Source organism: Bacillus sp. G1(2015b), assembly GCF_001482475.1.
Lineage (GTDB): Bacteria > Bacillota > Bacilli > Bacillales > Bacillaceae > Bacillus > Bacillus safensis.
This window is the reverse complement of the sequence record NZ_LKIC01000028.1, coordinates 16,544-34,285: the sequence shown is the minus strand read 5'-3', so window position 1 is coordinate 34,285 and position 17,742 is coordinate 16,544. Positions and strand designations below refer to the sequence as shown.

At 35.9% G+C, this 17,742-nt stretch carries 19 protein-coding genes; 3 read left to right on the top strand and 16 right to left on the bottom strand.

The window, feature by feature from the left end; all coding sequences use genetic code 11:
• Positions 1 to 29: 29 nt before the first annotated feature.
• The 15 genes from AMR95_RS14835 to AMR95_RS14760 all read right to left on the bottom strand — a co-directional run bounded on the left by AMR95_RS14835 (position 30) and on the right by AMR95_RS14760 (position 13,886).
• Complete coding sequence (locus AMR95_RS14835; RefSeq protein WP_058838728.1) at positions 30 to 629, bottom strand: HK97 family phage prohead protease; 600 nt, start codon at positions 627 to 629, stop codon at positions 30 to 32.
• Entirely contained in the window at positions 626 to 1,885 is a 1,260-nt protein-coding gene (locus AMR95_RS14830; protein ID WP_058838727.1) for a phage portal protein, read from the bottom strand. The genes AMR95_RS14835 and AMR95_RS14830 overlap by 4 nt, the downstream gene beginning before the upstream one ends.
• A 223-nt stretch (positions 1,886 to 2,108) precedes the next feature.
• Positions 2,109 to 3,809, bottom strand: a complete 1,701-nt coding sequence (locus AMR95_RS14820) for a terminase large subunit (protein WP_058838725.1) — start codon at positions 3,807 to 3,809, stop codon at positions 2,109 to 2,111.
• On the bottom strand, positions 3,809 to 4,297 hold the full coding sequence (locus tag AMR95_RS14815; RefSeq protein ID WP_058838724.1) for a phage terminase small subunit P27 family: 489 nt from the start codon (positions 4,295 to 4,297) through the stop codon (positions 3,809 to 3,811). The genes AMR95_RS14820 and AMR95_RS14815 overlap by 1 nt, the downstream gene beginning before the upstream one ends.
• Positions 4,298 to 4,549: 252 nt before the next feature.
• Positions 4,550 to 4,960 (bottom strand): hypothetical protein, encoded by a 411-nt coding sequence (locus AMR95_RS14810; protein ID WP_058838723.1) that lies wholly within the window; start codon positions 4,958 to 4,960, stop codon positions 4,550 to 4,552.
• Complete coding sequence (locus AMR95_RS14805; RefSeq protein WP_231746900.1) at positions 4,950 to 5,312, bottom strand: HNH endonuclease; 363 nt, start codon at positions 5,310 to 5,312, stop codon at positions 4,950 to 4,952. Before AMR95_RS14805 ends, AMR95_RS14810 begins: the two co-directional genes overlap by 11 nt.
• 38 nt (positions 5,313 to 5,350) lie before the next feature.
• On the bottom strand, positions 5,351 to 5,536 hold the full coding sequence (locus AMR95_RS14800; protein WP_058838721.1) for a hypothetical protein: 186 nt from the start codon (positions 5,534 to 5,536) through the stop codon (positions 5,351 to 5,353).
• 17 nt (positions 5,537 to 5,553) lie between these two features.
• Complete coding sequence (locus tag AMR95_RS14795; protein ID WP_058838720.1) at positions 5,554 to 5,931, bottom strand: hypothetical protein; 378 nt, start codon at positions 5,929 to 5,931, stop codon at positions 5,554 to 5,556.
• Between the two features lie 313 nt (positions 5,932 to 6,244).
• Positions 6,245 to 7,000 carry a phage antirepressor gene (locus AMR95_RS14790; protein ID WP_058838719.1) on the bottom strand — a complete coding sequence of 252 codons (756 nt, stop codon included), beginning with the start codon at positions 6,998 to 7,000 and terminating at the stop codon, positions 6,245 to 6,247.
• Between the two features lie 525 nt (positions 7,001 to 7,525).
• Positions 7,526 to 10,159, bottom strand: a complete 2,634-nt coding sequence (locus AMR95_RS14785) for a hypothetical protein (RefSeq protein WP_058838718.1) — start codon at positions 10,157 to 10,159, stop codon at positions 7,526 to 7,528.
• 214 nt (positions 10,160 to 10,373) lie between these two features.
• Positions 10,374 to 11,060 carry a hypothetical protein gene (locus tag AMR95_RS14780; protein ID WP_058838717.1) on the bottom strand — a complete coding sequence of 229 codons (687 nt, stop codon included), beginning with the start codon at positions 11,058 to 11,060 and terminating at the stop codon, positions 10,374 to 10,376.
• A gap of 255 nt (positions 11,061 to 11,315) precedes the next feature.
• The gene (locus tag AMR95_RS14775; RefSeq protein ID WP_058838716.1) at positions 11,316 to 11,660 is read right to left on the bottom strand and encodes a hypothetical protein; all 345 of its coding nucleotides are present in this window, start codon (positions 11,658 to 11,660) and stop codon (positions 11,316 to 11,318) included.
• A gap of 197 nt (positions 11,661 to 11,857) precedes the next feature.
• Entirely contained in the window at positions 11,858 to 11,980 is a 123-nt protein-coding gene (locus AMR95_RS19525; RefSeq protein ID WP_269435007.1) for a hypothetical protein, read from the bottom strand.
• Between the two features lie 34 nt (positions 11,981 to 12,014).
• Positions 12,015 to 13,175: an AimR family lysis-lysogeny pheromone receptor gene (locus AMR95_RS14770; protein WP_058838715.1), complete on the bottom strand. Its 1,161-nt coding sequence runs from the start codon at positions 13,173 to 13,175 to the stop codon at positions 12,015 to 12,017.
• A gap of 507 nt (positions 13,176 to 13,682) precedes the next feature.
• Complete coding sequence (locus AMR95_RS14760; protein WP_058838713.1) at positions 13,683 to 13,886, bottom strand: helix-turn-helix domain-containing protein; 204 nt, start codon at positions 13,884 to 13,886, stop codon at positions 13,683 to 13,685.
• A gap of 188 nt (positions 13,887 to 14,074) precedes the next feature.
• Between AMR95_RS14760 and AMR95_RS14755 the strand changes: the two genes are divergently transcribed.
• The 3 genes from AMR95_RS14755 to AMR95_RS14745 all read left to right on the top strand — a co-directional run bounded on the left by AMR95_RS14755 (position 14,075) and on the right by AMR95_RS14745 (position 17,113).
• Positions 14,075 to 14,728, top strand: coding sequence for a helix-turn-helix domain-containing protein (locus AMR95_RS14755; protein WP_058838712.1), 654 nt, complete (start codon positions 14,075 to 14,077; stop codon positions 14,726 to 14,728).
• On the top strand, positions 14,712 to 15,842 hold the full coding sequence (locus AMR95_RS14750) for a tyrosine-type recombinase/integrase (RefSeq protein ID WP_058838711.1): 1,131 nt from the start codon (positions 14,712 to 14,714) through the stop codon (positions 15,840 to 15,842). The genes AMR95_RS14755 and AMR95_RS14750 overlap by 17 nt, the downstream gene beginning before the upstream one ends.
• Positions 15,843 to 15,943: 101 nt before the next feature.
• Positions 15,944 to 17,113 (top strand): homocysteine synthase, encoded by a 1,170-nt coding sequence (locus tag AMR95_RS14745; protein ID WP_269435010.1) that lies wholly within the window; start codon positions 15,944 to 15,946, stop codon positions 17,111 to 17,113.
• Between the two features lie 41 nt (positions 17,114 to 17,154).
• Here the strand turns inward: AMR95_RS14745 and lepB are convergent, their stop codons facing one another.
• Positions 17,155 to 17,721, bottom strand: coding sequence for a signal peptidase I (lepB, locus tag AMR95_RS14740; RefSeq protein WP_047202849.1), 567 nt, complete (start codon positions 17,719 to 17,721; stop codon positions 17,155 to 17,157).
• Positions 17,722 to 17,742 lie beyond the last annotated feature (21 nt).

Below are 17,742 nucleotides of genomic sequence, written 5' to 3'. Positions count from 1 at the left end.
ATTAGCTCCTTTAAATTAAAATAGAGCCCTTATAGGCTCATGTTTTTTAGTTTGATAATATCTAAATCGAATTTCATTTTTTCGATTTCATCTTTATTTGATTCTTTGATTGCTTGATCTAAGTTACGCGCATATACGTCTGTGTCGTTATACGCAGGATAAGTAACTACACTTACATCAGTAAGCTTTGAAATCTTCTTTATTCGCTGAAAGTATAAGCCTGTAGTGGGGTTTTTCTCTCTTGTAGCACCTTGCGAAGCGATATTGAAGCCGAAAGAACAATTGGAGATGTTACCTAAACGAATATTTTCATAAAGATCATTAGCGTATTGGGTGTTCGGGAGACTAATTTCGAATCTTAATCCCACTTCATCAACATCTAATTTCAACGTTCCCGAAGAAGAACGCCCAATGATTAGGCTTGGGTTATGATCAACCAGTGCTCTAACATCACTCATATCAGTTCCATCCAGTGCACCAGGTTCAATCGTTTCGATGAAATCGCCTAAAACATTTGATCGTGTATTGAACTTCAAAGCATAACCAGAAATCACTTTTGCTTCACTTTCTTGGTTTGATCTTATCTCTAGGCCTTCATCATTAAAAAGTCTAACTTCTGTTTTACTCAATCTGTCTCACCTCCTTCATCTGAGACTGAAGGAATTGGTAGACTTTTTGCTTTAGCTTTTTGAATTTCATCCATAATGTCAACATCCACATAATTCAAACTCATAAAGCGTCTATCTCCATTTTCAATAGGTGCGATTCCGTATTCAGCTAATGCATCATTCTGTGAGTAAATACCGTTTTGAAGTAATGCAATGATATTTTCACGCTTTGTTTTAGCGTCCGTTTCTCTGAAACGTTTTGTATCAAATTTAAATTTTTTAGTTTGATAATATGGGTATATTAATAATTTGAAGTTTAACTCAGCAGCGATTGCCGCAAAATAATTTGAAAGGGTGTTGGTGAGGTAGTCAAGGTTTGCTTGCTCCAGGGAAGTGTTAACTTGTTCAATGCCAAGTTTATGAGGTGGAAGGCCAAACGCTTTTGCTATTTGCTTCGTTCCGTGTGAATAGTTATTAACAATGTTTAGAACTTCTGTATTAATTTCTAACTGCTCGAAAGTCATAGTTTCATCTAACACAAGGATTCTTTGTTGATTACCTGTTCCAGCATAGGCTTTCTCAAAGCCTTCTCTAACCTTTTCTCTTGAACCGTCAGCCATAGCTGCCTTGGATAATTTTAAGAGTCCACTAAGGTTTGCACCTTTTTTAAAATAATCGATGTATAGTTTTTTACCAGCTTCTTGACTTTCTATTTCATACTTTAAGCTCTCTAAAGGTGACCTTCCAGTAATGCCATCGAGTGTGAAAAATTTAATATGTAGCATGTTATCAGCTGGAATCATTCTTTCTGATGATGAATGTTTAGCTGATTTAATAGGATTGTGATAGTAAACTATTTCATTCAAATCTTTTGGTTGATCAATTCTAACTTCACTATTTCTAAGAGCAATTAATTCAATTGGATTCCCGTGTCTATCACGCATAATTTCTATAAACGATTGTCCGTTTAAAAGAGCGTTAGCAACCGTTATAAACTTTAATGATAAACCCGAATAGTAAGAATTGGGTCTTTCATTTAAAAGCCTGTACAAGTCATCAGATTCATCCTCAATACCATTGGTAAGAACGGATATAGGTGATGATGCAATATCTGAAGCAAGTGTTGAAACAGCTGTGAAAATATCGCTGTTCTTGATTGCACTTATCGTAGTATACGAAAGACCGTCATTTCCTAAAATCGCATCTAGCATTCTATCATATGACCTTTCCTCATCCCTCGTTTCAGTTCTAAAATTATTTGATCTAAAAAACGCCACTTATTTACCTCCTCTCTTCTTTTGGATTTATAAGAATAGCTATGAGAATTAGTATAGCTCCACTGGCAATAAATCCAATTGTGAGACTTTGCATGTACGCTACCAAAAGAAAGAATGCGAGCCCACAAAGGAAAAATAAAGTATGCAAATTACTCACTAAAAACAACATCATCTCCTTGAAAGCAGTTCCAACTTTATTTAATTGCATCATTTCACTCCTTTCTCACAACGTAAAATTAAAGTTTGAATAGTAATCATCATCAATTCTATTTACATAATGATGCATCGCTTCATAATGAGCTGTTATTGTCGCTACAATAGGATCAATTTTCTCCCTGTTCTTTTCTTTATCTAATCTAATAAGATCGTTAAATCGAACAGTAACGGCATTATTTATTGACATTGTTAATAAAGGGTTGTTGCTATGTAATATTCGTCTATCAATCACACACAATCTAAAATCAACTGCTGGCTGAGAAATAGCCGTAGCCTTTTGACTAACTTCTATTTGCTCATACTCTTCAAGCTCATTTAAGACAGGCTGAACCAATGCAGGATCGAACATAATTCCTTTAACAATCAAATCATTCTCTTCAATATGTTGCTTAATATAATCTACAACCTGTCTAGGATTGATTGTTCCTGATTCCTTGTCTGTGATTGTGCAATATCCTTGCTGTGCCAATTCTTCATAATTAATCTTATCTCTTTGACACTTGGCTTCTAACCCGTATTTAGTTCCAACGAAAGAATGACTATCTACATAGAATCTTTGCTCATCATCATTTAAAGGATATATCCAAGACACAGCTGCCAAATCATCAATTTTAGCCATATCAAGACCGATAAAAACTTCTTTCCCTTTAATGTCTGGAGCTTCTTCTACAGCGCAAGCATCCCAATCTTCAATCGGTATGTAAGATTCATTACTCACTTGTCTCCAAACATTGAAATTCTTCACATATAGAGGATTCATATTCTTCTGTCGTTTCGCTGCCTTCACGTCAAGCATTAAATTTTCAGATAAATGTTGAGAGTCAGGATCTTCTAATCTCGGATTCGATTTGATCCATGTCTCAGGCATATCAACTTCTTTTTCAACATCATCTTGCTCGTAGATAGCAATGAAATATTCATCCATTTGTTCTTCGCCTTTTAAGACACTTTCTAGCATTTGTATTTCTTTGTACATCGGCACATTAGGATTCAATCCAGCCGTACTTATAATCGCTAGTAAGGAGCTTTTTAAACCTATTTGTCCAGATTTCAATACATTTAGCATTTTCAAATCTTTGCTCTCGTGAAATTCATCGACAACTGCTACTGTTGAAGCAAATCCATCTAGCTTTCCTGTGTCTGCTGCAACAGGATATGCCTTACTTCCTGAATATTTATCTTCAATAACATCATTTAGTAATTTCACATCTTTTCTGACCATCTTAGACTCTCTGGCAAGAATGGTGAACTGACCATGCATATAATCAAAGCCGTGTCTCGCTTGTTTCATTGCGTTAGATGCGAAAATGATCTTCCTGTTTAACTTCGGGAATTGTCCAAGATAGAACTCTTTGCCACCAATTCCTCCAGCAATTAAACTTTTTCCATTTCGTCTAGCCATAGAAATCATCGCTCGTTTAAATCGTCTATAACCATTATCTTTTCTTATCCAACCGAACAATGAACCAACAATCCATTTCTGGAACATTAGGAGTTTTAGGGGTTGTCCTGTTTCTGGATCTGAAAGAGACTCCATAAAATCAATTGATTCCTGCGCTGCTTCCACATCGAATGTAAACGCAAAAGCATCACCTTTGGATCTTTCAATGTCATTCAAATGCCTTCTACAAGCCAAAACAATTTTTTCACAAGCGATGATTTCACCCTTTACAACCTTTTCGGCATACAGAGTGGTTTCATCTAGCATTATGATTCACGCCTTTGTTTAAATCTTTTCATCGGATCTTCTTCATCTTCGTTTTCACCTAGTCCGACAATTCGCAAACGAGAGTCTAAAGTTAGTCCTAGTTGCCCAGCGATTCCCCTTATTTCTTTAGACATGGTATTCATGATATCTACAGAAGGGTTTTTCTTTTTAACTTCATTTCCTTGACTGTTCAACTCGAACATAATTTGTCCATTTAGAGCGATATCTTTTAAAGCTTCACGATATTGAGCGTAGCTGTTACAAAAGACAGCAAATAAAGTTGAGTCTAGTTCGCTTACAGGGAGTTTAATAATATGGGGATAAATTCTTTTCCATTCATTCTTGCCAATAGTAGACAGCCAGTGAGGGGGATTTTTATGGAGTGGTTCAAAATCTTTCAGCATCTCTTCTTGTTTCTCTCTAGCGATTCTTTCTTCTTTTGTGATTTGTCCTTTTAGAGTTTCTGTTGTTTGTCTTGCTCTCGCCACCATCCCACCTCCTTTCGTCTGACACATTAATATCTTTAGTGAGATAAAGCGATTTAAGCAAAATAAAAAAACTGCCCAAAATCTTTATAAAATAAGATTCCAAGCAACTTGGGATATGTATATGAGAATATGAATTTAGGGTTAAAAAAGTAAAATTCCAACTTTTCATTTCAACATTTTAGACTGAGAAGAGTGTACGTGGATTATCTAAGCTTCGTATACCTACCCCGTTTAATCAAAGGGGGTACTTGTTTAATCTTTATTCCTCCCCATTTCGTTCGTATCCAATTGAATTCTTACAACATCAACACTACCTTCATCTAAATGTTCAATTAAGAATCGAGTAGGTTTCGCACCTGTTTCATCATCTGTTTCCCAGTCGAACATAATCTTCGTTTTACCCTTAATTAAGTTACCTCCAATTCTAACCTCTGGAACACTGTTGTGATCATGTAGCTTAATTTCTAATAGAGGTTCAACCAAATTTAGTTTCACACCTGCTCTTACAGCTGATTCATATGTATGTCCATCCAACAAAACTTCTTGCCATTCAGTAGCGAACACTTCAACGAAATCTTGTTTAGCTTCACTCCATATGCTTGTTGTTCTTCTGCGATTTCCATTAGTAATAATATTATGTGTTTTAACTGTTTTAAAGTTCACTCGCTTCATCCTCTCCCTTACCAAATGTTATTTGATTATGATGATACTGACACAGCACTTCTAAATTATTCAGATCGGTTCGTGCGCTTTTATGGTGTAATACATCTTTCAATTCCATATGCTTATGATGAACGATCAATCTATTGCTGCGATTACTCTTTCCTTCTTCTTTACACATAGCACATCTAAAATGACTTTCAAGCAACTTAGCTTCTCTTAGTCCTTTCCACTCCTTTGAATGGTAATAGCTGTATTGTTCTTTATTGTCTCTGTTATACCTCACATCTTTGTTGTATTGCTTTTGCTGGTATCCTTTATGCTCATCACAATACTTAGATGACCAATCAATCAAAACTCTACACCTTGAAGCGTTACATCGTTTTAACGGCATTACTCTTCATCTTCTTCATCTCGACCTTGATGCGATTCAAGAATACAACAGAGATAGATATCAACAGTGTTGTCACGTCTGTCATTGGTTCTTCGTTTAAATTCTTCTTGAGCCTCTGAAAGATCATCATAGAACAATGTAAAAGGATCACAGAAATCATTAAACACTACAAATTTTGAATCCATAACTAAGTCCTCATCCTTTACACGTAATATTCTGTTGTATATAACATTTTCCGTACGTTTGCAGCAGTCTCATTATAAGTCTTGCCTAATAATTCCTTGCCGAATTTAATGACACCTTCTGGAGCTTCCTCATCTGCATAGTAATCAATTTCATATTCTCTAATAACTGTTCCGTAAGTTTCACCACCACGATAAAGTGTATCAACTATTGGTCTTACATTCCCAAAGACAATCTCCCCATTATTATCGTTGTGCTTTTTATGTAGGTTTTCAAAGTATCGTTTAGTCTTCTCTGATTCACTCATAAACAAATTATCCTCTGTTTCTGCAATCATTTTATCCAACCTTTCTCCAACTTTTTGTTGTGCATCTATAAATTTATCTAATTGATCCATTTGTTCTCCTCCAATTAAAAAGAGAGAGCATCATATACACTCTCTCCGTTATGTTCATGTATTTATATAGGGCTATGTATTTGAAGTTGTTAACGAAGTATTATCCTAATTCAGAAGGAGTTCTGTAGAGTTATAATGGTATTGTGGGTTGTTTACTCATCTTCCTTTGACGCAAACACCTTATCATTCAGAAGAATAGCTTTACTCGCATGAAACCAAGTTGAGCCCATACATCTTCCGCATTCCATGTCTTCGTCTTTGAAATAGAGATCACACTTTGTACAATATATACCTGAGTCTAATAACTTTTTCTTCATCCAATAAGCATCTCTTTCTTCAGTTTCTTGATGAAGTAAACTTGGCCTTTACCTGTGATGCGTGGAGTGAAACTGATTCTTTCAGTCCCATCAGGTAACACAGTAATATTTTGCCTCGCTTCAATTACACCAAGATCCATACTCTTTTGAGACGGTCTGTTCCAATCTTGAGTTAGCAGATAACCTTCTTCTCTAAGCCACGCAAAGAATCGGTTTCTTCCCATCGGAATACCAGCGTTCTTCATCTGTGTTGCAAATTCACCTAGACTAATAGTTCCATCTGAGTTTTCGATTAATACAGCAAACTCAACCTTTGGAGCTTGTTCTTCTAATAAACGTTCGTTATATTTATTCTTTTCTTGTTCACTCTTCAATTGAGTGGCCAATCTAATGATGAAATCAGGATTAGTTAAAGTTTCTTCTACAGCTTGCGGTGTTAAATATCCACCATGTTTACGAATTGCAGGGATGACTTCATGAGTGATCCAACGTTTAAATTTTCTCGCTTCTGGTTTGCGGCTACCAAGAATCAAAGTATATAGACCAGGTTCATTTACTGCTGTTAATTCTTGTGATCCTCCAAGGGTGTCGGTTGAAACTACTCCCTTTTCATCCACGTCTAGTCGAGAAATCGCATCCCGATTGTTTTTAATTTCTAATACATCACAAACGTCTTTCGCTACAAACCATACCTCTTCATTCTTTACCACTGTTCTTACTTGTTGATCTTCGTAATTAAAAATTTGTTCCATTGGAATACCTCCGATTATTTGATGTGTGCAAGCAGAGAAAGCCCTTCGACCATTAAGGCGGGCTTTATCTCTTACATCAACTCATCTAAGCTATTGGAGGCTAAATTGTTTGCCAAGCGTATATCCTATTGAACATACGGTACGATAGAGCGTCTCACCTCTATCACATTCCCTGTTACTCTTTTTTGTTGCTTGTCTGCTGCATCACAGACCAAAACAATAAAAGTCTTGCTTTCCATTGAAAAGTCACTTATAATGAACTCATCAATAAAGATGGCGTAAGTATGTTTAATTGTCCTTGAATTAAGCAGCGCACCGAACTATTGTTCAGTACACTTAAAACAAAAGGAGAATTAAATGAAAGTGTTGTATCAACTTGGAGGAGATGATTCAACCGTAAAAATGAGTAAAGGAAACTAGCACTACTGGCTACAAAGTTTTCGTGCGGCAACAAACGGATCGATCTTTACACTGTAGCTCCCCTTACTATTACTCAACTTAGACACCACCCTGAAAACCTTGATTCTATGCGGTTTTCGGGCTATTTGTGTTTAAAAGTGTGTTTTTTTGTTTAAATGCATTCAAGAATGTGTCCTGCTGTGTATCAAACAAAACTTTCATGAACCTCTTTTTCTCCTTGCTTTTGTCAATCTTTCTAAGGATTGAATACATTGTAGGCGGCTTAACTTTAAGCTTCTGCATTTTAAATTTGTAAAATCTGAATGCATCATCAATTATCAGATATTCCTCAGAATCCTTATCGTTCTCAACCATGTATTTATACGCTTTGTTTATTTTATTGCACATTTCCTCTATGTAATCTTCAATCTTCCCTTTTTGGTTTCTGTCTCCATCTTTAGCCTTTGCTTTTACAAGCAACTCCGACACGCTAATGCCTCCATTAGTCCTTTCTGCATTTTTCAAGTTGCTCATAATATCAAACAGAATATCCATAGGGCATTCGTGTTGCTCTGTGTTATTTGAAGTGTTGGAGCTAACACATTTCCAGAACTTCGGTTTCGCTCTTTTCTGTAGACCAAGGGCTTTTTCAACATGACTGATTTCTTTCTTTATATCAATCTTGTAAAATTTCTTTGCCAGATCAATGCAAATTCCAGATAGTACGGTCATTACATCAATTCTCTTCAACAGATAATCTCGCCCTTCTGTTTCACCCTTTGAAATCATATCCCAATAAATAGACATGCAATTTTGACCGATATTTGTTACTCGACCAATATTCTTTTGGCTTTCAGACAGTTGATTGTCAATCTTACACATATCCAAATTGTTCAATCTATATGGAAGACTTTCTCCCTCCACACGATTCAAGCACACTTTATACTTACCAAAGCATTGTTTTCCGACTTCAAGCAGAGCAGGATGATCAAAAATAACCATAGTGTCTGAATCATAATCACAGCCAGACAGAATGTCTTGTATCTCAAAGTCAATTGCATTTACGCAAACGATGTTACGTGAGAGGTTAAAATATGTATCAATTTCTTTCGCAATCTTATTCTTTACCACAAGAACATTTGAAGGTGATGTATTTGGGTTTCGGAAAGCAACCACTTCTTTTTCTGATTCAAACATTGATGTATGTACTTCATTACCTTTTAACACTTGCTGCTTTGGTTCTTCACCAATAGCATGATATAGGTATTCAATTGGATTACCTAGAAGAACACAGTAATCACCTGGCAATCTAACTTTGCCTCTCTTTACGTATTCAACATGGTTATGTATTTCTGTTTTTCGGAAGTCTTTGAAGAGTGAGGTTTGAGCGAACTGTTCGTTCCTTCTATAAACAGCAACCATCATTTCATTTGTATTTATGTCGTTTTGCTTCTTTTCGATATGTTCTATGAATTTCTCTGTGTCATTCTTCAAGCCATATGTATAATCAATTTCATATTGAAGAAGGTCTTCAATGCCTTGCTTATGTATAGGTAAACAGTTAATCATTTGGTAAGAAGTTTGCTGTAGAGTCTGATCTAATTCATTCTTTCCTCGCTTAGATTCTTTTTCATGCTTAACGACTCCCCAAACATTCCCTTCTGATTCAATAAGGTTCTTCCAATGCTCCCACAAATTCAACTCAGAACCTAAAACTTTGCTAAATTTCAATGCTTTTAGTGATGTTGGAGTGCAAATGAACTTAACGTCAGATGCTTTCATCTTCTGCCCAAACATATTCTCTAACTCCCATTGATCATATTCCACACTTTTTGGGCAATGGTCTTTTAGGAACTGTTGAATGTTGCAATTGAACGCAGCTGATTTAAACATGTGATTACGTAACAGCATCATTGACGTACCTTCATTGAAAAACTCTGATGACAATAACGACTCCCCATCAAAAAGACTGTTAGATACAATCTCTTCTTGCTCAACACTATCAAGGAAATCGTTTTTGCCTGTTTTAACTACATTACAAACTTTTTTAAATTCACTCGTCTTATCATCCACAAGCAGGATATGTTTTGGATCAATATGTACAGTGGATTCTAATGAGCTTCCTACAAGTGACTCATAGGCCAGTAATCCAGCCAAGTCAACTCGTTGATCCTTTTCGAACGGAAGATACATCCTAGACCACTCAATCATTTTCTTATGTAAGGATTCTTTGATGAACAAGCATTGCCCTGTTCGACTCTTACTGCTTGATCTTTTATATACAACATATTTCACATCAGAGACAATTTCGCCTGTCTCCTTGTCAATGGTTCTAATTGTGAACCCATTTTCGTAAAGCATTTCTCTCAGACTGTTAACCTTAACTTCATTTTGCCATTCTGTTTGGTTTAACTTTGTATGTAAAAATTCAATTTCACTATGGAGTCTTTCTTTCCGTTTCTCCTTTGTTCCAGGATTATCTTTCTCTTTTTGCTTCTCTTTGATTTTAGTCCTCACAGATCGAACCTTTGAAGAGAATTTGACATTGATTACATCATCGCTTACATCCTTGCCTGAATGTTTTAGCGTTGTGAATTGCAGCCCTTCTTTTCTGAGCTTGATAGATTCAAGGCTATAAGGAATCAAACCTGTGTAATTTTTAGGAATGTTTTTACCTCTATTCATATGTTCGTATAAATGACTTGCTTCAATAGACTGAATGTAAATAGGCTTGTTGTTTACTTTGTTTTGTTTAGTCAATAAATCATCCTCCAATGATATAAATAAAATTTGAACAAAAACGAAGCGCATTTTTTGCGATTCGTATATACTTAATCTTATAAGCTTAGTATTATAAACTTAATATTAAATACTAATTACTAGGGCGCAATTTATGTACCATAATTTGAACCCTTATCTTCCTTTTTTTGAACCTTCATCTTCCTTTTTTTGCGCTCCGCATGAACACTGGGTTTCAACCACATGATAAAACGCTATTCTTTCGTGCATATTCATCGATGTGATGATCATATAAAAAGTACTTGTTCTGATATCCAGTGGTAATAACTTGATCGTCTTCACCATAATAAGACTCTGCAGAACTTTGCTTATCCGAATGTTGAATATCAATAAACCTTTTGTTTTTCATTAGAGATAAATGTTTTCTAATGGTGTTTTTTGCAACTCCCGTTTCTGCGGAAATCCTATCCATACCTGGATAAGCAAATGAAGGAGTTTGCCTTGTGTCCATGTAGCTTTTTAAATAGAAGTAGAGCCTTATACCCTTCATTTTAATTTGCGACACGCACTCGGATGATACAATGCTCTCAGTGGTTTGAGTGAAAGCTATATTGCTACCCTTTACAGGTAGTCGGGATTCATTTAGCGTTATACCTATTAAGCCTTTTCTCGGTAATGCATCAACCTTATTAAGTATCAATTCTTTCTCATAAAGCCCATTTATGTATTTTTTCAAAGTCTCATTCTTTGGTATTCCCAATCGTTCGCTAATTCGCTTATGGTTAACTTGAATCGGATTCACTTTCTCCTTTTTAGAGAAGTAAAGCCTTATCAGAACAGCATAAACTGAAAATTCTTCACTTGAAATGTCAGGGTTTCTAACAACATCATTCGCAATTTGTATTTTAAAGGTTTTATTCAATAGGCATTCTCCTGTCTATGTATTACTGCTTAATTGGCCATTCTAGGCATTCTTTGGTTTCACTTCACTTAGTACTCCACTAACCTTTTCATCGTTCTCATAAAGCCAGAACACTCTCTGTTGCTGTGTAAATGCTTTACATACAAAATTACATCCAGCTTCTAAAAGTTTCTTATGTACGTGATGTGAGTAGCAGAAAAAATATTTTGATCGTTTCATTCGTTTTCTCCATTTCTGAATAAAATTAAAGTTTTATCAAAAGTACAACTTTCTTACTTGGCCATTATTAAAGCGAATTTCAATATGCGAGTCAGTGATTTTATGTCCGATATATTCATCTTGACGAATAGATGCTCCGTAATCTTCTGTGTACAAGAAAACTTCATCCACTAAGGCAATTTCATTTAGAAGTGACTTTACATCTTCTGTTTCAGACAATGGTAGCCAAGTATTAGAAAAATAGATCCTGCCCTTTAATGAATATTTAGCAACCATTTCCCCCTCATCGAAACCAAGCATACGAATATTCTTATTAATAAATAATGAATCGGTTAACAATTGTTCAAAACTATTTGAAGTAATTTCTTTTCTTTTGGTCATTTTTATATCTCCTTTTTCAAAGTTTCACTTTCTTCAACCATATTTTATCAAATCACTCCAAAATCACTAATGTTTTCCTTAAAAAATTTCATATCTATTTCTCCTTTTGTTTTAAGATCAAAACGGACGACATCGTCCGATATATCAAAAAGGCAGGGATTCAATCTCCCCACCTTTCTAATATGTAAAACATTTAATTAAGCGCCACGACCAAATCCAGCTGTGCTGTAGTCAGAAGCAGTATTAATTTGTGTACCTGTAGCAACGCCTCCAAAGAAAATTGCAGCAGCTACAATAGTAAGTGCGAATACTTTTTTCATTTTTTCACCTCCCTTCAAGTGACAAGTTTTTTTGTTAAATTGCCAATACTTCTAGAATGAGTTTATCTGCGCCTAACTTTTCAAGTTCAAGCAATGGAAAGCCAACAGAGAATTTGTCACCACTTAATTTGAAGTGTCTAATAGACTTATAGAAATAGTCCTCTGAGCTATGTAACAAGCCTTTGAGGTACATATGCATACCTAACTGGTTGTCATCGTGTTCCTCGGCTTCTAGGCTATCTAAAATTGATTTAGCGAGCTCTAGTTCTCCCTTGCGGATGTAAGCGTGAGCCACTTCTTGTCTATCAGTGATTTCATCTGAGTCATACTGTAACCATTTATTTTCTTTACTCCATAAGTTTTCAAGGAAGCACAAGCTTCTTAATGCTTGAATTGATCTCTCTCTATTTTCAGTTGAGTGTTCTAAAGCTGAGAGAAAACAACGCTTGCTTGTTGAGTAATCAGTAAGCATTAAAGAGTTGCCTTGAGTTAAGTAAGAATATGCTGTGATTCTTCTAACATTTGAATTGAGGATGCCGTAGCTTGTGTAGTAATGAACCTTATCAAGCTGATTTTGGTTAAAAGCACAGTTGGCTAGAAGTAACAACAACCTACTGTGGAATGATTGTTTAACATACGAATCTTCCAGATTATCAATAAAAACATTTTCAGATAATGATTCAAGTCTATTGAAATAGTTGTTCCATAATGCTGGATACATTGGGATGATCATACTGTAGACCTGCATTTCTTCAGTCTTTAGTTTTAAGTTCCCTAGTGATCTGATTAAATTTTCAAAATTCACTAGACCTTTTTCTGCATCCCTTTGTAACTTGTACGTCTTTGCCCACTCTATGGTTTTAGCATTCCCAGTGTTACTTAAAACAAATTCGATATAATCATCAAGCTTTTCACTTTGAGCGTTAACAGACAAGTATTCCAAAGCCTGTCTTGCACATTGTTTACCTGGATCAAGCGTGAATATGTAGTCACACATCAAATCAATCTCTCTATCTGGATCAATTTCTTTTATCATATCAATGATCATCTGCAAGTCACTCGTTTCTTTTCCACTGATATTAAGAAATTTGTACAATCCTGATGTTTGAGAGTAACCTGCAATAGATGCCAATTTTGCTGCAAGCGAAGAATCGTCTTCACACTTGCTTTTGATGAATGCTTTTAATTTGCTCAATCCAATATCCCCCTAGTTTCCTCTATATGAATTGCAATGTTCTATCTATCTCAACATCAGCTGCAGGATCAAATAGCTTGATCATCTTGTTGATTTCACTCTTTGGGAGCAAGTCAAATTCTTTGATATGCCTGTTGTGCTGAAGCCATAATGGAAATCGGTCTATTAGATCGTCATTCTGCGCTATGAACTCATGCATCATTATGTTTTGTGCTAGTTGCCAAGATGAGAAGTTTTGCATATCTCTCATTATAATTCACCTGCCTTTTTTATACATCGTATCTTTTGATGTTTTTATCTCAATAGTACTGTCATCAAAAGTAAACGTTTTTTGGTATTCGTAAGACAATAATGCAAAAAAAGTTTATTTAATTTTCAAAGAACGAATTTAAAGCCTGTTGATCTAGGTTGAGTTGGAGTAGTGCCAGTCTATTTTTCTATTAGATATGTAGAAACTGTTCATTTGGATCACTCCGATTATGTTATAGGGTGTTGCTTATGTATGTATTATTTTGTTGAATCTATAAGGTTATTAATCCAGTTAACAAATGAGCTTTCAGGGATTCTGTATCCCTTCTCTCCGATCTTTATAACCTTAAACCCTCCACCATTTTCATAAAAATCATGAACCATCGTGTAAGCCTTATTCTTTCCAATCTTCAGATGATTTTGAACATCCTTTACCGTTAATAGTGTGATAGCTCCTTGCATTAATTCCTCTCCTTTAGTGTTGTTTTGTATTGCTTAATCTTATAGTAACACCATAACAAACAAAATACAACAATAATTTACGCAAATACGCACAATTATTCATTGTTATTTTTTATTGATATTTGTTGCGAATTATTCATTTGTTATTCAAAATCATTGTGTTATGATCTTCTGTAGAGGTGTTATAAATGACAAGTATTGAAATGATTTTAAAGAACGCTCCATACTTCAGAGAATTTTTGAAGTCCTATCGTAAACAAAAAGGAATTAACGCTAGGGATTTATCGCGAGAATTAGGCAAAGGTGATTCTTATATAAGTCAAATAGAAAGTGGGCGAATTAAAAGTATCAATGAAATGGGAGCAAGACAGCTTCTAAATGTACTTGGGACAGATCAAGAAGACATTGACAAGATTGTATATTTTTATTTCTACAAAAAACCTAGTCGTCAGACCCTTGAAGAAACATATAACAACAAACAAGAAACTAAGAAAGAGAATGTTTCAAATTCAATTGAAGATGACCTTAGTAATAATATTGCTCAATTAATGGATTCGGTAAGACCTCCTTCTTCGGAAGAGCACAAAGAAAGAGCTGCGGATGTTATGCGAAAATTAGAAAGGTCAAGTTTGATAATAAACACATTAACAAAAGCAGATATTGAAACTGCAGAAAGTCTTGCTACGCATATACACAAGCGTGTGTTAAGTGTTGCTATGCCTATAATCGATAAAGAGCTTGAAAAAATACATCAGCTTTTCCAGGTACTTAATGAAGCAAAAAACGAAATAGAGAATATGTCTATCACGAAAGAGGAGGAGGAGCATGGCGAGAGCGAGTAATATTTACGAATACAAAAAGAATGGCAAAACCCACTATTATATAATGATTGACCTGGGTAAAGACAAAAACAACAAACGAAAACAAAAAAAGAAGATGGGGTTTAAATCAGTTAAAGAAGCAAAACAAGCTTTACTTGAATATCAAAACGAATTAAAAAAAGGGCAATACGCAGAACCATCTAAACAAACTTTTTCGGAATACTTTGATGAGTGGGTTCGAACAGAAAAAGAAGGAACAGTTAAAGAAGTTACCTTGAGGGATTACAAAAACATCGGAAAAAGCATACTGTATCCACACATAGGAAACATTCAGTTAGGTTCATTAACAAGGGAACATATAGTTGATATGATTTCAGAATTAGACACGTACTCAGCTAAATATATTAGGAAAATAATTGGTGTTTTAAACGATTCCCTTAAACATGCAGCAGAGCAAGAATTCATAAGCAAAAATGTTGCAAGTAACGTACCTCTGCCTAGAATAAAGCAAAGAGAGTTTCAAGTATGGAATTCAAAACAGGTTGCGAAATTTTTGGACGAATCTAAGGATATGACTTATCATGTTCTATATCGTACTTTATTAATGACTGGCATGAGAATTGGTGAAGCATTGGGTCTTCGCTGGAAAGACATTACTGAGACTTCTACAGGCTATGTATTGTCTATTAGACAAACCGTCAACAATAATGGCCTTTTAGAAACTGGAGGGAAAACTAAATCCAGTTTGAGGAATGTTGAAATAGACGCTGAAACTGCTAACTATATATTCAGTCTTAAAGACACCATAAACAGAAATAAGGAGAAATTTAAAGACTCTTATACTGACAATGATCTAATCTTTTGTACACGTCATGGTAACGTCCTCCAGCAACCCAATGTCCGAACAGCATATAGGAAAGACATGCAATCCATTGACCTTCCACGAATAAGAATACATGATTTTCGACACACCCACGCAACTTTACTATTAGAACGTAAGATCAACCCGAAAGTTGTTTCTGAACGTTTAGGTCACAGTAGCGTAGTCATAACTCTAACCACATATGCTCATGTGCTGCCAACTATGCAAACTGAAGCCGTATCTGCACTTTCATCACTCTTGAAAGAAAGGTAACAAAAAAGGTAACATTTTTTTATAAACTGGCAGTGACACAAGGGGAACAAAAAATATTAAAACAACACAAACGTTGATATAACAATGTTTAGCAGAAACTTATTAATACACATAAAACCTTAAAAATACATTTTTCAGGAAATATTTATTCACGTATTATGAACCCGACAAATGACGTATTTGAAAAGCGTATCGCAGAGCTTGAAGGTGGGATTGGTGCACTTGCTGTTTCTTCTGGGCAAGCAGCGACGACTTATTCTATTTTAAACATTGCAGGAGCCGGGGATGAAATCGTTTCCTCAAGCAGTCTTTATGGCGGCACCTACAATTTATTTGCCCATACACTCAAAAAACTCGGCATTACAGTAAAATTCGTCGACTCATCCAACCTTGAAGAACTTGAAGCAGCGATCACAGACAAAACAAAGGCAGTGTATGCAGAGAGCATTGGGAATCCAAAAGGTGACATTTTACATATTGAAGCCATCTCAGCCATTGCACACAAGCATCATATCCCGCTTATTGTGGACAATACACTCGCCAGCCCTTATTTATTAAGACCTATTGAGTTCGGTGCAGACATTGTCGTCCATTCAGCGACGAAATTTATTGGCGGTCATGGTACATCAATTGGCGGTGTCATCGTTGATAGCGGCCGATTCCCTTGGGCTGACAGCGATAAGTTCAAAGGGCTGACTGAACCAGATCCAAGTTATCACGGTCTGACATATACAGAAGCGATTGGAGAAGCGGCTTATATCACAAAAGCACGAGTACAGCTCTTACGTGATTTAGGGGCAGCTCTGTCGCCATTCAACTCATTTTTACTTCTGCAAGGCTTAGAAACATTACACCTTCGTCTTGAGCGGCATAGTGAAAATGCGTTGAAAACAGCACAGTTCTTACAGGATCATCCTCTTGTCGATTGGGTAAGCTATCCGGGCCTTGAAAGTCACGAATCCTATGAACTTGCTCAAACCTATTTACCAAAAGGACAAGGCGCAATCCTCACATTCGGTATCAAAGGTGGACGCGAAGCAGGTAAAAAGCTCATTGATTCTGTGAAACTTTTCTCCCATCTCGCAAACGTGGGTGATTCTAAATCTCTCATCATTCATCCTGCCAGCACAACGCATCAACAATTAAGCGAGACAGAACAAAAAGCGACAGGTGTCACACCAGAGCTCATTCGTTTATCCGTTGGAACAGAAGCGATTGAAGATATTCTTGCAGATCTTGAACAGGCGATTACAAAAAGTCAGTCTGAATGACATAGAAAAAAGCACACGGCTGTGTGCTTTTTTCTTGTTTATTAATGATTGAGTAAGCGAATGTCTTGGAAAGGATAAAATACAAATGAGGTAGTTCCTTGAATATCACGCTTTGTAAAAAGACCTAAGCCGTTGCGGCTGTCCATTGAATTTTGGCGATTGTCCCCCATGACAAAGTACTTTCCTTTTGGAACAGTCAGAGGGCCAAAATCAGGTGTCAGCAAAGTACCATCTGCCGCTGCTTTCTTTTTGTTTGACGCTAAGTAAGGCTCTGCCACTTTTTTCCCATTAACAAATAGCTGATCATTTTTCATTTCAATTTTATCACCAGGTAAACCAATCAATCGTTTGACATAATGAGTGCTGCGGTCTTCCCCATCAAGAACAATGATCTGTCCCCGTTTATAATCACCGAAATAATCAACCGTTTTATTCACAAACACCCGCTCTGTGTTATGCAGTGTTGGGTCCATAGAAGTCCCTTTCACAATGTACGGTGCGAATAAAAAGTTCCGAATGATAAAAACAGCAATAAATGCGATTAAGATGGCTTTGATCCAGCCCCATAATTCTGATTTCTTTTTTTGTGTTTTTGTATTTGTTGTCATAAGCTCCTCCTGAATTCCCCA

Bases quoted from the DNA above. Each gene is read 5' to 3' on its own strand.
- AMR95_RS14820 (WP_058838725.1), bottom strand. From the start codon at position 3,809: ATGCTAGATGAAACCACTCTGTATGCCGAAAAGGTTGTAAAGGGTGAA.
- AMR95_RS14800 (WP_058838721.1), bottom strand. From the start codon at position 5,536: ATGGATTCAAAATTTGTAGTGTTTAATGATTTCTGTGATCCTTTTACA.
- AMR95_RS14795 (WP_058838720.1), bottom strand. From the start codon at position 5,931: ATGGATCAATTAGATAAATTTATAGATGCACAACAAAAAGTTGGAGAA.
- AMR95_RS14790 (WP_058838719.1), bottom strand. From the start codon at position 7,000: ATGGAACAAATTTTTAATTACGAAGATCAACAAGTAAGAACAGTGGTA.
- AMR95_RS14775 (WP_058838716.1), bottom strand. From the start codon at position 11,660: ATGACCAAAAGAAAAGAAATTACTTCAAATAGTTTTGAACAATTGTTA.
- AMR95_RS19525 (WP_269435007.1), bottom strand. From the start codon at position 11,980: ATGAAAAAAGTATTCGCACTTACTATTGTAGCTGCTGCAATTTTCTTT.
- AMR95_RS14760 (WP_058838713.1), bottom strand. From the start codon at position 13,886: ATGCAAGGAGCTATCACACTATTAACGGTAAAGGATGTTCAAAATCAT.
- AMR95_RS14755 (WP_058838712.1), top strand. From the start codon at position 14,075: ATGACAAGTATTGAAATGATTTTAAAGAACGCTCCATACTTCAGAGAA.
- AMR95_RS14750 (WP_058838711.1), top strand. From the start codon at position 14,712: ATGGCGAGAGCGAGTAATATTTACGAATACAAAAAGAATGGCAAAACC.
- lepB (WP_047202849.1), bottom strand. From the start codon at position 17,721: ATGACAACAAATACAAAAACACAAAAAAAGAAATCAGAATTATGGGGC.